We start from the raw sequence: 13,744 nt of genomic DNA on the forward strand, positions 1-13,744 counted from the left end.
CTCAAAGACGCACCAAGCCCGAACCATCGTTTTACGCTTCAGCACTGCCAATTGGCGGATGCCGCGCAGTTCCGACGCATGAAAGAGCTGGATATGTGCGTGAACCTCTTTGCGAACCATCACTATTATTGGGGCGATGAGCACTATCGCCTTACGGTTGGTCCAGAACGCGCGCTGCGCATGAATGCCTGCCGCACGGCGCTGGAAACGGGCGTTCCGATGGCAATCCATTCGGACGCCCCTGTTACGCCGCTTGGCCCATTTTTCACCGCGTGGAGCGCTGTGAACCGCATCACGGCATCAGGGCGCACGCAAGGTGAATATGAAAAGATAGACGTGGATGCAGCCCTTTATGCCATCACCATCGGCGCGGCTTATACGCTGCATATGGACGACGAAATCGGCTCAATCGAAGTCGGCAAAAAGGCGGATTTCGCCGTACTCGAAGATGATCCAACCGAGATCGGTGCAGATAAACTCAAGGACGTGCGCGTCTGGGGCACCGTCCAAGGGGGGCGCATTTTCGCGGCGGCTGACCTGTGACATCCCCTCTTCCGGTTACAATCATCGGCGGGTACTTGGGCGCTGGCAAAACGACCCTCGTGAACCATCTGCTCAGAAACGCCAATGGCGTTAGGCTCGCGGTTTTGGTCAATGAATTTGGCGAACTCGCCATTGATGAAGACCTGATCGAAGCAGAAGACGACGACATCATTTCCATCGCCGGCGGCTGCGTCTGCTGCTCTTTTGGCAGTGACCTCACGGGCGCGCTGATGGACATGGCAAAGATGACGCCGCCGCCCGATCATCTGCTGATCGAAGCGTCAGGGGTTGCTATTCCCAGCGCGATAGCTGGCACAGTTTCGCTGCTGGATGACTATCGCATGGACGGCATTATCATTCTCGCCGATGCAGAAACCATAGAGCAAAGCGCGCGCGACAAATACATGGGCGATACAGTGCTGCGCCAATTGGCGGATGCCAATATCGTCGTTCTGAACAAAACCGATTTAGTCGCCGATGCGAAGCTGACGCAAACTGAAAACTGGCTGGATGCGCAAAATCGGGGCGTTGGCCTTGTGCGAGCCATCCACGGCGCGGTCCCTTCTGAAATTTTGCTGGATAGCTATTTGGCGCAAACGACCCAATCGCGCCCGCACCACGAAGCCACCAATCTAGAAATGATGACCCTCCAGACAAAGCATCCTCGTGATATCGATGCCTTTGCTGAAAGCCTCGCGAGCGAGCAAGCGGGTTTGATCAGGGCGAAAGGGTTTGCCCCTTCAGTGAGCGGTGACGTCAAGTTGATACAGGTCGTCGGTAACCGCTGGAATGTCACCGATGCGCCAGATGACAAAGCCCTTGGCATCGTATGCCTCGGGTTCAAAGGGGCGATTTCAAAGACCTATTTGAAATCAATCGAAGACGAGAACGCCGAAGCGGGGATTTGAACCCAGCGCCCTGAATGTTGGGCGCTAACACTTCAGGCTCGACAAATCCTAAGCCACATGTACAAACCCTATCCGAGACCCCCGACATTCTAGGATACGAGCTATGAGTAAAATGCAGCCAGAAGACCTCCGTTCCCGTAAGTGGTTTAACAATCCAGAGAACAGGGAAATGACGGCGCTCTATCTCGAACGCTATTTGAATTACGGCCTGACGCGTGAAGAGCTACAGTCCAACAAGCCAATCATCGCGATTGCGCAAACCGGTAGCGATCTATCACCTTGCAACCGCCACCATGTTGAACTGGCCAAGCGTGTGCGCGACGGCATTATTGCCGCTGGCGGTGTTCCGCTGGAAATTCCGGTTCATCCTATTCAGGAAACCGGCAAACGCCCGACAGCCTCGCTTGATCGGAACCTGGCCTATCTCAGTCTTGTTGAAACGCTTTATGGCTATCCTGTCGATGGCGTTGTTTTGACGATTGGTTGTGACAAGACGACCCCTGCCCTGTTGATGGCAGCTGCAACAGTTAACATCCCCGCGATTGCCTTATCCGTAGGTCCAATGCTGAACGGTTGGTGGGAAGGCGAGCGCGCAGGTTCAGGCACAGTGATCTGGAAAGCGCGTGAGTTGCTCGCATCTGGTGAAATCGATGAAGACAAGTTCATGGACATCGCCGCAGCATCTGCGCCTTCTGTTGGCTATTGCAACACGATGGGCACCGCTACGACGATGAACTCGCTCGCTGAAGCGCTTGGCATGCAATTGCCAGGATCAGCAGCCATTCCAGCGCCTTACCGTGAACGTGGGCAAATCAGCTATCACACGGGCCAGCGCATTGTAGATATGGTTTGGGACGATCTACGCCCCTCCGACATCATGACGCGTGAAGCCTTTGAAAACGCGATCGTTATCAACTCTGCCATTGGCGGCTCGACCAACGCGCCGATCCATTTGAACGCGATTGCGCGTCACTTGGGCGTTCCTTTGAACAACGATGATTGGCAAACACATGGCCACAAAATCCCGTTGCTCGTGAACCTTCAGCCTGCTGGTAAATACCTCGGTGAAGATTTCCACCGCGCTGGCGGCGTGCCTTCTGTTGTAAGCGCCTTGCTTGCTGATGGCTTGCTGCCCCACCCCGACGCGATCACCGCAAACGGGAAGAGCATGGCCGACAACTGCGCCTTACGCCCGTCCAGCAACGATGATGTGATTTTACCCGTCGCTGCGCCGCTCAAGGACGAGGCAGGCTTTATCAATCTCAAGGGCAATCTCTTTGACAGCGCGATTATGAAGACCTCTGTGATCAGCCCTGCGTTCCGCGAAAGCTATCTCAGCAATCCTGACGATTTGAATGCCTTTGAAGGACGTGCCGTCGTGTTTGACGGGCCAGAGGACTATCACCACCGCATCGATGATCCCGCGGAAAAGATTGATGAGAACTGCATTCTCGTGATGCGCGGCGCGGGTCCAAAAGGGTATCCCGGCGCAGCCGAAGTCGTGAACATGCGCGCGCCTGACTATCTGCTGAAAGCAGGCGTCGAAGCGCTGCCGTGCATCGGTGACGGTCGCCAATCCGGCACGTCAGGATCGCCATCAATTTTGAACGCTGCGCCCGAAGCGCCAGACAACGGTGGTCTCGCGATCCTACAAACCGGTGATACAATTCGCATCGATTTGAACGATTTCAGTGCGAATATCCTGATCAGCGAAGCGGACTATGCCGCGCGCCGCGAGGCCCTGATCGCCAAGGGCGGCTACCCGTTCCCTGAGAGCCAATCGCCTTGGCAGCAGTATTTCCGTGAATTGGTCGAGCCGCTTGATAAGGGCATGACATTGCGCGGCGCCGATCAATATCAAGATATCTCGCGCAAGGGCTTGCCGCGCGACAACCACTGAAAGGCTCCGCTCCTTTACGGGAGCGGGCCTCCTTAAGCGACCTGCTACGCGATATATTTGCTGTAGGTCGCTTCTTCCATAAATTCATCGAGCTGCGTTTCATCAGAGGCTTCGATCTTGAGAAACCATCCCGCGCCAATCGCATCTTCATTGGCCAATGATGGGTTATCAACAAGCGCTTCATTCACTTCGACGATTTCGCCATCAATCGGCGACAGAATGTCCGAAGATGCATCAGAGGCTTCAATGACGATGATTTCTTCGTCTTTTGTCACAGTCGTGCCGACCTCTGGAAGTTCGACAAAGCTCAGCTCGCCCAACTCTTCAATCACATGTTCGGTGAGCCCGATGACCACACCATCGTCTTCTTCACGTAGCCATAAATGCTCTTCGGTATACTTCACATCATTCTCCACTGGCTGATTGTGTTGTTACATATGCCTAAGCCGCAAAATGCGATGGTATGTCAAGACAGAGCATCGTCAAGCACACCAAACTCAACATATCATTCGAAATCGTGGTTAAAGGTCCAAGCAGATATTGCTCTCTGCTCCTTATCGCGCATGATGCCTTTATGTCTGTGATTGAATACGTCTATTCCGCCCACTCCGCGTTTGCATATCTCGGTTCAGCCAAGCTGTCTGAGCTTTGTGCGCAGCATGATGTCACATTGGTTCATAAGCCGGTGCTTTTGTCGCCCGTAGTTGAAGCCCAAGGCAGCCTGCCGTTTCGCGCGCGCACGCAAGCCCATGTGGATTATTTCTTCGGTCGTGAAATCGAAAGATGGGCCGCGTTTCGCGGCGTTCCTGTCATCAATTTTCGTCCAACTTACCACGATGCAGACTACAGCCTCGCGTCCGGAATGATCATTGCTTTGGGTGATAATGGTGCACACACCGACGAAATGGCGCATGCCATTTTAGAGGCACATTGGCGCGATGACGCGGATCTTTCCAATGCGGGAACGCTTGTCGATTTGGCCAACCGATTGGGCCATGATGGACAGACGTTGTTGGCGCAGGCCCAATCGCAAGCCACCCAAACTAAGCTCAAAGAAAACTCAGATTGGGCCTTAGCGCAGAGTGTTTTTGGCTCACCGACCTATATCGTCGACGGTGATCCGTTTTACGGGCAGGACCATTTAGAACTGGTAGAACACGCCCTGAAACACCCCTTCCCAGCCACGAGTTGGTCGAACCCTGCTGTAGATTGACCTGTTAGCGCGGCATGCAAAGCCGGACAAACCACCAAAACACCGCCGCAATATTGTTGAAACATTTCCTGCATAGACGAGCGGTTCAGTTTACAGAATTCTCGCATGAGACCTTCTAAAACAGCACAAGAGCGCTGCGCCCATATGGACAGGCGCGCTTAGGCTGTTAACAACACCAAAACTTTGGGAGAAAGATATGGATTTGAAAGATTGGGCTGGTGCAGCTGCAATTGTCACTGGCGGCGCGTCGGGCCTTGGGGCTGCGACAGCAAAAGCACTGACACAGGCAGGACTGAAGGTCGCTTTGTTTGATCTCAGCGATGACATGGGCACGGCCCTTGCGACGGAGCTGGAAGGTTTATTCTGTCACGTCGATGTATCTGACCCTGCGAGCGTCGCCGCTGGCTTGGACAAGGTACAAGCAGAGCTGGGTGCACCGCGTGTCTTGGTCAATTGCGCAGGCATCGCACCTGCGAGCAAAACCGTGAGCCGCGGTGAACCACACGACATTGGCGCGTTCACAAAAACAATCAACGTCAACCTGATTGGCTCCTTCATCTGCGCAAGCCAAGCGGCCGCGCGTATGGTTGCCGCTGATCCCTTCGCCCCAGACGGCGCACGCGGCGTGATTATCAACACCGCTTCTGTCGCAGCCTTTGATGGGCAAATCGGACAGGTTGCCTATTCCGCGTCCAAAGGCGGGATCGTGGGCATGACATTGCCAATGGCCCGTGATCTTGCGGACAAAGGCGTGCGCGTTTGCGCCATTGCTCCGGGCTTGTTCCTCACGCCATTGCTCGAAGGGCTGCCAGAGGATGTACAAACCTCACTCGGCGCGCAGGTTCCGTTCCCGTCCCGCCTTGGCCAGCCAGCCGAATTTGGCAAATTGGTGTGCAGCATCGTGGACAACCCGATGCTCAACGGCGAGGTCATTCGTCTGGATGGCGCGATCCGCATGGCGCCGCGCTAAACGCACAAACAGGCCGTCGTCACAACGCGATGGCCTGACTTTGCCCTTTGGGGCGACATGAAATGGAATACACTTGTTGGTGCGATCGGAGGGACTCGAACCCTCACGAGTGTTACCTCACAGCGACCTCAACGCTGCGCGTCTACCAATTCCGCCACGATCGCGAAACCAACAAGTGAGGCGCGTATAGACGAGCCTTTTTGCGATGCCAAGAGCAATTCGCACAGCTTTTTCGAAAACCGTAAAAGAGATTCAAAATACCCTTATTTTCACCCTGAGACCGCACGCCGAAAATTCGCGCGCCAGATGACGATGGAAACGCCTGCCGCAACAAGAGCGCCAATAAATCCCTGCATTTCGATTCCCGGAAACAGCACCTGCGACATCAACCGCCCCGGCAACAAGGTAAACAGACCCGCACCATAAAGTCCTGCCATCGCACCAAAGATATTTTTCTTATGCTCGGTGATCCGCCCTGCCCGTGCGGACCGAATGGCTGCAAACAGTGAATGTAGCGTCAGCAGCGATAAAAGATGAATCGGACTAAACGGCCCTACCAGACGAATATCGTTGATCGCAAAAGAGCTCAGCGCTGTAAACGCCATCGCGAAAACCCAGATACGGCCCGAAATTTTGTGAAGCTTGTCCCCCTTGCGACGCAGCAACATCACAGGCGTAAGCGCCACCGAGAAGATCGCCGCAACAACATGACATTGCGTTGCGAGAGGGACACTAAAGAGCAGCGAGATATCCATGTGAGAGTTCCTTTTATATGCGTTAGAAATTTCGTAAACTCTCTTGAAGTTATGAATGACTTGCGTCAGCAGGCATTGCGTCGAACTGCGGAGAAACTACGTGACCAACGCCCCCTCGCAACACGCGCTTCGTGAAGTGCGACGGTTATTCTCCAGCCCGATCACACGAATGGTTCTGATCGCTCTCGTTTTCCTGCTCGGGATATCGGGACCCTTTGGCACTTTGGAAAGCATGGGATTCGGAGCGCGCGTGGCTTATTGGGCTGTGACAGCGCCTGCCACATTCGCCATTGGCGTTATAGTCTCTGCCTTCATGGCGGAAACCCTGCGCGAGCGGAAACCGGACTGGGCGATGAAAGCCCTCGTCGCTCTCGTGGCAGCAATCGCAATTACAATCTTTGTCGTGCTCTTCAACTGGATCGCTTTTGGCCAAACGCCCATTGAGATAAGCAAACTGCCAGCTCTGGTTCTTTCGGTTACAGCCACGGCGGCCGTCATTGCATTGGTCTTGCAATATATTCCCGACAGCGCGGACAGCGTCGTCGCCGCAGAAGTAAAACTGCCGCCTTTGCTAGATCGGTTGGATTTAGAAAAACGCGGCGCCATCATTTCGCTGTCCGTGCAAGATCACTACGTCGAAGTGACGACGAACAAAGGCACATCTTTGGTGCTCATGCGCTTGTCGGACGCGATCCGCGAGACAAGCCCGATAGATGGCATCCAAATTCACCGCTCCCATTGGGTCGCTGTTCAGCACATCACGTCCGTCAAACGAGACGGCGATCGTGCGATCCTGACCCTGTCTGACGGGCGCGACCTCCCTGCGAGCCGCAGCAATATCAAACTTCTCAAAGAACGCGCTCTGCTGCCGCGTTAATGGCAAGAAAGAATTGCGCGCAACCACAGCCCATAGTACCCCGCCCTTATGGTAGAATGGAAAATCTCAGACGGTCTTGTTGATTACGATGACGCAGTCGCGCAAATGGAAGCGCGCGCGGAACAGATTGCAGCTGGAAAGGCCGATGAATTGGTCTGGCTCTTAGAGCATCCCCCACTTTATACTGCGGGCACATCTGCGAATATCGAAGATCTCACCGATCCTGATCGCTTCCCCGTGCACACATCAAAACGTGGCGGACAATACACCTATCACGGGCCGGGCCAGCGCGTCGCCTATGTCATGCTCGATGTGGGCAAACGCGGCCGCGATGTGCGCGCTTTTGTCAAAGATTTAGAGCATTGGGTGATCGCAACGCTTGCTGAATTCAACATCACAGGTGAAATCCGAGAGGGCCGCGTAGGTGTTTGGGTCACGCGCCCAGACAAACCGCTTCAAGCAGATGGGACCGAGGCCGAGGACAAGATCGCGGCGATTGGGATCCGTTTGCGCAAATGGGTGAGCTTCCATGGCATTTCCATCAACGTGGAACCCGACCTTGAGCATTTCACAGGCATTGTGCCCTGCGGAATCACCGAGCATGGCGTCACCAGTCTAGTCGATCTTGGCCTGCCGGTTGAAATGGGCGATCTTGATGTCGCACTGCGACGTTGCTTCCAGCAGGTCTTCCAAGACTAAACGTCGCAGAATCATGCCCGCCCTTGGGCCAAATATGCTAAGGTTCACCAATACTTCATGTCTTTGCGGCTATTACGATGCCGAAACTGGCCTCAAGTGCGACAATTTTTGTTGAACTGCGTCAAACTCAGACATTGAAGCGACAGGGGAAGCGAACTAGAACCAGTCGAGAATGACAGGCGCAACAAGACACCCTTTTTGCGTCTTTAGAATTTATCAGCAGGAGGCACGCATGGCAGACGCAGCCATTCACGGCCATGAACACGAAGATCAGCGCGGCTTTTTCACCCGCTGGTTCATGTCCACGAACCACAAAGACATTGGTATTCTATACCTCATCACTTCAGCGCTTGTTGGCTTCATCTCTGTTGCCTTCACTGTCTACATGCGTTTGGAACTCATGGAACCTGGCGTTCAGTACATGTGCCTTGAAGGCGCACGTATGTTTGCAGACGCAGCAAGCGAATGTACACCAAACGGTCACCTTTGGAACGTTTTGATCACCGGCCACGGCATCTTGATGATGTTCTTCGTCGTGATCCCAGCGCTTTTCGGCGGCTTTGGTAACTACTTCATGCCGCTGCAAATCGGCGCGCCTGACATGGCGTTCCCACGTATGAACAACCTGTCCTACTGGATGTATGTTGCTGGTACGACGCTGGCGGTTTGCTCCGTTCTAGCGCCGGGTGGTAACGACCAACTCGGTTCTGGTGTTGGCTGGGTTCTTTACCCACCGCTTTCCGTGAACGAGGGTGGTATGTCCATGGACCTTGCGATCTTCGCGGTTCACGTCTCTGGTGCCAGCTCGATCCTAGGCGCGATCAACATGATCACGACCTTCCTGAACATGCGCACACCAGGCATGACGCTCTTCAAAGTGCCTTTGTTCTCATGGTCCATCTTCGTGACATCTTGGTTGATCCTTCTGTCCTTGCCAGTTCTGGCGGGCGCGATCACCATGTTGCTGACAGACCGTAATTTCGGAACGACCTTCTTTGATCCAGCAGGCGGCGGCGACCCGATCCTCTACCAGCACATTCTCTGGTTCTTTGGTCACCCAGAAGTTTACATCATTATTCTTCCAGGCTTCGGCATCATCAGCCACGTCATCGCGACATTCTCTCGCAAACCAGTCTTTGGCTACCTGCCAATGGTTTGGGCGATCATCGCGATTGGTGCTCTGGGCTTTGTCGTGTGGGCGCACCACATGTACACGGTTGGTATGTCCCTGACACAGCAGTCCTACTTCATGCTGGCAACCATGGTCATCGCGGTTCCCACAGGTGTTAAGGTCTTCTCTTGGATCGCAACGATGTGGGGCGGCTCAATCGAGTTCAAGACACCAATGCTCTGGGCATTCGGCTTCTTGTTCCTCTTCACCGTTGGCGGCGTGACAGGCATCGTTCTGTCCCAAGCAGCTGTGGACCGTGCATACCACGACACCTACTACGTTGTTGCGCACTTCCACTACGTGATGAGCCTTGGTGCGGTTTTCGCCATCTTCGCGGGTATCTACTTCTACCTGCCGAAAATGTCCGGCCGTATGTATCCTGAATGGGCAGGCAAGCTGCACTTCTGGGCGATGTTCATCGGTGCAAACGTGACCTTCTTCCCACAGCACTTCTTGGGTCGTCAGGGTATGCCACGTCGTTACATCGACTACCCTGAAGCATTTGCTTACTGGAACTATGTCTCAAGCTGGGGCGCATTCCTCTCCTTCGCATCTTTCGTCTTCTTCTTTGGCGTGATTGCTTACACATTGCTTCGCGGAGCAAAAGTAACCGAAAACAACCCATGGAACGAATATGCAGATACGTTGGAATGGACTTTGCCATCCCCACCACCTGAGCATACGTTCGAAATTCTTCCAAAGCAGGAAGATTGGGACAAAACCCCAGCACATTAATCTTCGGGGCTTTACCTGAAAGTTTAAAAAGCCCCGGCGCATCCCGCCGGGGCTTTCTTTTTGGCACATCACTTTTCGCACTCAAGGAACTGCAATGCCCTACCAATGGTCAGAAGAAGAAAGAGAGAGCATCAGCACCCTTACGCTTTGGCCACATCAATCGCTGCCACCCCGCGGCATGGCAGCCTTTGTCCTCGCGACCTTTACGATGATCTCTCTCCCGCTTTTCGGGCTGCTCGGCACGAAACTTCTGTGGGCGCTCCTGCCCTTCTTGCTGATCGCTGTCTTTGGCATCTGGTATGCCCTTAATCGTTCTTACACGGACCGGCGTATCCTAGAGACCCTAACCATTTCAGATGCACATACCAAACTGCATCGCCTCAATCCTCGCGGCCAAGACCAAGTATGGGAAAGCAACACCTATTGGGTTCAAACCACATTGCACCCGACTGAAGGGCCTGTGCCCAACTACATCACGCTTAAAGGCAGCGGACGTGACGTTGAAATCGGATCGTTTTTAAGCGAAGAGGAACGCATCGCTTTATACGATGAACTCAGATCGTGTTTTGCGCGTCACCTTACACACGCAGGCAGCACCTAAATGCATGAACAGGCCCAAATCGCAAAACTCCGCCGCGCCGTTGTTACAAAACTCGCGCGCTTTGGCGGTGCCCGTTTGTTGGGTCTGCTGCCTCTTAGCCCCGCTGAGAGCGCAGCGCTTGCGTTGCGCAAACATGCAAAACAGACGGCCATAAATCCGACCACAACATTCGCAATTCCACTCGTTGGCGCGCATCAGGTGAGCGACTGGTCCGTGATCGAAGAGACGCTTTCGCTCGCACTGAAGGCTTTGATCGCTCAAAGTGATCCGAATTGGCGCGCGGTCATCTGCTCGCAAACGCGGCCCAAGGCGATTGATCTCGATCCACGCATTTCACATCTTCCTTTTGATACACCCGTCGAAGGGCACGACAAGGTCGCCAAACTGAACGCGCTGACACAACACTGCCTTGTCGATGATCCAAAGGCTGGTTTCTTTATGCCCCTTGATGGCGACGATCTGTTGCATCGCGATCTGATCAAGGATTTGAACACAGCACCCAGCAACGGTCTACTGGTCTGTTCAGGACTAATATTGAACGCCGGCACGGGGCGGATCGGATTAACCCAAAACCGCAGCCTCGCAGCGCTTGGTCAAAAGCCATTCTGGAAATTCTGCGGCAGTTGCATGGTTCTGCCAGTGGGATCAGCGCCAGAGGCGGAAGCACGCTTTTTCACGGCGTTGTCCGAGCACGAACATCGCCTCTATCCCTATCTGGCCGAACTTGCGGGTTATACCCTTGAAGATACCACAGAGCCGCGCGCGCTTTATATCATTAACCATGGTGAAAACTTTGAAACCCGCCGTGGGCGCGGCGGGTTTAAACAGCGCTTTGTTGAACGCTTTGCGATCACTGATGAAGATCAGCTCGCGGCCATTAGATCAGGCTTTGTTGGCGCTGAAACTCTGCTCAAGCCGAGCAGAGGCGATTCTTAACCACAGGTCCGACAGAGCCAAAGTCCATTTGACCCGTATACTTGGATTTCAAGATGCCCATGACCTTGCCCATGTCGCGAATTGATTCTGCGCCCACTTCTTTGATCGCATCATTCACTGCACTGGCGACTTCATCATCGCAAAGCTGTCGCGGTAAGAATTCTTCGATCACATTGATCTCAGAGCGTTCGCGTTCAGCAAGATCAATGCGCCCGCCTTCTTCGTAAGCGCGCGCGCTTTCAAGGCGTTGCTTCGCCATTTTACTAAGGATTGCAACGACTTCCTCTTCGGCGACGCCCTCTTCGCGCCCTTCTGAGCGCGCATCAATATCACGATCTTTTATCGCGGCATTGATCAAACGAAGCGTCGACAGCCGATCGGCTGCTTTATCGCGCATCGCTTGTTTAAGTGCTGTGCTGATCTTATCTCGCATAATAACTCCGAACCCATCCCCTGGCTGGTGAGAGCCTTGGACCATAACCAAAGCCCTCTTTCGACGCAAGTCATTGAAATATATTTAACCCACTGATTTAAAACGATTTCGTTTTTGGGCTTTTACTTGACCTTACGCGGGTTGGCACATAGTTTCGCGCAAATTTAGCTGCTGCTTCGCGCACATCCAAAAATTGGGGAACCGCCACATGCCCACTGCTGCTCAAACACTCGATACATCGCCATCCAAAGTGAAGCCAACAGCCTGCCTCGCGCTTGCGGACGGGACATTGTTTTACGGCACTGGCTTTGGAGCCACCGGAACGACGGTTGCCGAGCTTTGCTTTAACACGGCAATGACCGGATATCAGGAAATCATGACTGACCCTTCCTATGCGGGCCAGATCGTCACGTTTACCTTCCCGCATATCGGAAACACCGGCACCAACAGCCAAGACGATGAAACTGCCGACCCTGTTGCTGAGGGCATGGTTGTGAAGTGGAACCCGACCGAAGCGTCGAACTGGCGCAACACACAAGAGCTGGGTGATTGGCTCGCCTCGCGCAACCGCATTGCGATTGGCGGCATCGATACACGTCGCCTGACACGTGCCATTCGCCAACAGGGTGCGCCACATGCCGCGCTGGCGCATGATCCCGAAGGGAATTTCGACACCGATGCATTGATCGCACAGGCCCGCGCCTTTGCAGGTCTCGAAGGTCTCGATCTCGCGAAGGAAGTCACCTGCTCACAAAGCTACAAATGGAATGAAATGCGTTGGGCATGGCCAGATGGCTATCCGACACAGGACGCCCCAAAGCATAAAGTCGTCGCCATCGATTTCGGTGCAAAACGCAATATCCTGCGGTGCCTCGCCTCTGCGGGTTGCGATGTCACTGTACTGCCTGCAACGGCAACGGCCGAAGACGTGCTCGCGCACAATCCAGATGGCGTTTTTCTATCAAACGGCCCCGGCGATCCTGCGGCAACGGGTGAATATGCCGTGCCAATGATCAAAGGTGTTTTGGCGCAAAAGGACTTGCCTGTTTTCGGCATCTGCCTTGGTCACCAAATGCTTGCACTCGCCGTTGGCGCAAAGACGATCAAGATGAACCACGGCCACCACGGCGCCAACCACCCTGTGAAAGACAAAGATACGGGCAAGGTTGAAATCACCTCAATGAACCACGGCTTTGCAGTGGACAGCCAATCGCTTCCGACGGGCGTTGTGGAAAGCCATGTGTCGCTCTTTGATGGATCGAACTGTGGTATCCGTCTCGATGGGCGTCCGGTGTTTTCTGTGCAGCATCACCCAGAAGCCAGCCCTGGCCCACAAGACAGCTACTACCTGTTTGAGCGTTTCGCGCAAAACATGGCAGATCAAAAAGCTTAAACTTTGATATCTATCGCCCAAGTTAACGCGCTGTTAACTTAGGTTATTACATAAAAGGTCCGGACATTTTAGTACCGGACCTTTTTTTATGAACGCGCCAAAAATGTATCCGGGTGAACCGGATCATTTCCCAGTACCACAAACTGCTCGGCGCCCTCTTGGTCGATTATTGATTGAACGTGGGTTGCTTAGCGCAGCTGAACTGTTCGCAGCTCTTGGCGATCAACGTTTCAGCGATGCGCGCCTTGGGCATCTACTGCGTTCGCGCCACTTGATCAGCGAAGACCAACTACTGGAAACTCTGGCCATCCAATACGATGTCCCCCTCGTTGATCCAGTCGTGTTTCCGCCTGACCTGTCTCTCTTGCAGGACATTGATCCACACAGCGCATTGCAAATTGGGGCGATCCCATGGGCGCGCTCGAATGGCCAAGTTCTCATCGCGACCAGCGATCCTGAGAATTTCGAGAGCATTCAGCGCTTCTTGCCTGCGCATTTACGACCCGCGTCGATGGTTTTGGCCAAGCGCGACACGATTGAAAAATTGCTCTGCCAAAACCGTCTCGCAGATCTCACCTACCGCGCGGAACACTTGGTTCCAGAAGAGCTC

General features: G+C 54.0%; 15 protein-coding genes and 1 tRNA gene. 12 read left to right on the plus strand and 4 right to left on the minus strand.

Going from position 1 to position 13,744, the window contains the following annotated elements; translation table 11 throughout:
- From ABJQ89_RS18130 to ABJQ89_RS18140, 3 genes are all read left to right on the plus strand, one after another.
- Positions 1-543 (plus strand): amidohydrolase family protein (locus ABJQ89_RS18130; protein WP_348497559.1); only part of this gene is annotated, 543 nt, incomplete at its 5' end.
- Positions 540-1,451, plus strand: a complete 912-nt coding sequence (locus ABJQ89_RS18135) for a GTP-binding protein (protein ID WP_348497560.1) — start codon at positions 540-542, stop codon at positions 1,449-1,451. The genes ABJQ89_RS18130 and ABJQ89_RS18135, both read left to right, overlap by 4 nt.
- 103 nt (positions 1,452-1,554) lie before the next feature.
- Positions 1,555-3,351: an IlvD/Edd family dehydratase gene (locus ABJQ89_RS18140; protein WP_348497561.1), complete on the plus strand. Its 1,797-nt coding sequence runs from the start codon at positions 1,555-1,557 to the stop codon at positions 3,349-3,351.
- Positions 3,352-3,395: 44 nt separating this feature from the next.
- Here ABJQ89_RS18140 and gcvH read toward each other — a convergent pair whose 3' ends face one another.
- Positions 3,396-3,755: a glycine cleavage system protein GcvH gene (gcvH, locus tag ABJQ89_RS18145; RefSeq protein WP_348497562.1), complete on the minus strand. Its 360-nt coding sequence runs from the start codon at positions 3,753-3,755 to the stop codon at positions 3,396-3,398.
- Positions 3,756-3,925: 170 nt separating this feature from the next.
- On the opposite strand from gcvH, the gene ABJQ89_RS18150 reads away from it, so the two are divergent.
- Together ABJQ89_RS18150 and ABJQ89_RS18155 are read left to right on the plus strand one after the other, a co-directional pair.
- On the plus strand, positions 3,926-4,564 hold the full coding sequence (locus ABJQ89_RS18150) for a 2-hydroxychromene-2-carboxylate isomerase (RefSeq protein ID WP_348497563.1): 639 nt from the start codon (positions 3,926-3,928) through the stop codon (positions 4,562-4,564).
- Between the two features lie 196 nt (positions 4,565-4,760).
- Positions 4,761-5,534, plus strand: a complete 774-nt coding sequence (locus ABJQ89_RS18155; protein WP_348497564.1) for an SDR family NAD(P)-dependent oxidoreductase — start codon at positions 4,761-4,763, stop codon at positions 5,532-5,534.
- Between the two features lie 77 nt (positions 5,535-5,611).
- Here ABJQ89_RS18155 and ABJQ89_RS18160 read toward each other — a convergent pair.
- A tRNA-Leu gene (locus ABJQ89_RS18160) sits at positions 5,612-5,698 on the minus strand.
- A gap of 105 nt (positions 5,699-5,803) precedes the next feature.
- Positions 5,804-6,289, minus strand: coding sequence for a DUF2306 domain-containing protein (locus ABJQ89_RS18165; protein ID WP_348497565.1), 486 nt, complete (start codon positions 6,287-6,289; stop codon positions 5,804-5,806).
- Positions 6,290-6,389: 100 nt separating this feature from the next.
- Between ABJQ89_RS18165 and ABJQ89_RS18170 the strand changes: the two genes are divergently transcribed.
- The 5 genes from ABJQ89_RS18170 to ABJQ89_RS18190 all read left to right on the plus strand — a co-directional run bounded on the left by ABJQ89_RS18170 (position 6,390) and on the right by ABJQ89_RS18190 (position 11,308).
- Complete coding sequence (locus ABJQ89_RS18170; RefSeq protein ID WP_348497566.1) at positions 6,390-7,166, plus strand: LytTR family DNA-binding domain-containing protein; 777 nt, start codon at positions 6,390-6,392, stop codon at positions 7,164-7,166.
- A 48-nt stretch (positions 7,167-7,214) separates the two neighbouring features.
- Positions 7,215-7,865 carry a lipoyl(octanoyl) transferase LipB gene (gene lipB / locus ABJQ89_RS18175; protein WP_348497567.1) on the plus strand — a complete coding sequence of 217 codons (651 nt, stop codon included), beginning with the start codon at positions 7,215-7,217 and terminating at the stop codon, positions 7,863-7,865.
- A gap of 232 nt (positions 7,866-8,097) precedes the next feature.
- A complete protein-coding gene (ctaD, locus tag ABJQ89_RS18180) occupies positions 8,098-9,771 on the plus strand; it encodes a cytochrome c oxidase subunit I (RefSeq protein WP_348497568.1) in 1,674 nt (557 codons plus the stop codon).
- A gap of 94 nt (positions 9,772-9,865) precedes the next feature.
- Positions 9,866-10,372, plus strand: coding sequence for a DUF2244 domain-containing protein (locus ABJQ89_RS18185; protein ID WP_348497569.1), 507 nt, complete (start codon positions 9,866-9,868; stop codon positions 10,370-10,372).
- On the plus strand, positions 10,373-11,308 hold the full coding sequence (locus ABJQ89_RS18190; protein ID WP_348497570.1) for a glycosyltransferase family A protein: 936 nt from the start codon (positions 10,373-10,375) through the stop codon (positions 11,306-11,308).
- On the opposite strand, the gene ABJQ89_RS18195 is transcribed toward ABJQ89_RS18190, so the two are convergent.
- Positions 11,283-11,741, minus strand: coding sequence for a GatB/YqeY domain-containing protein (locus ABJQ89_RS18195; protein WP_348497571.1), 459 nt, complete (start codon positions 11,739-11,741; stop codon positions 11,283-11,285). The genes ABJQ89_RS18190 and ABJQ89_RS18195 overlap by 26 nt on opposite strands.
- Positions 11,742-11,949: 208 nt before the next feature.
- Between ABJQ89_RS18195 and carA the strand changes: the two genes are divergently transcribed.
- Both carA and ABJQ89_RS18205 read left to right on the plus strand, forming a co-directional pair.
- Positions 11,950-13,134 carry a glutamine-hydrolyzing carbamoyl-phosphate synthase small subunit gene (carA, locus tag ABJQ89_RS18200; RefSeq protein WP_348497572.1) on the plus strand — a complete coding sequence of 395 codons (1,185 nt, stop codon included), beginning with the start codon at positions 11,950-11,952 and terminating at the stop codon, positions 13,132-13,134.
- 88 nt (positions 13,135-13,222) lie between these two features.
- On the plus strand, positions 13,223-13,744 hold a 522-nt coding region (locus ABJQ89_RS18205; protein WP_348497573.1), incomplete at its 3' end, for a hypothetical protein.

This window comes from Planktotalea sp., assembly GCF_039984035.1.
GTDB lineage: Bacteria > Pseudomonadota > Alphaproteobacteria > Rhodobacterales > Rhodobacteraceae > Planktotalea.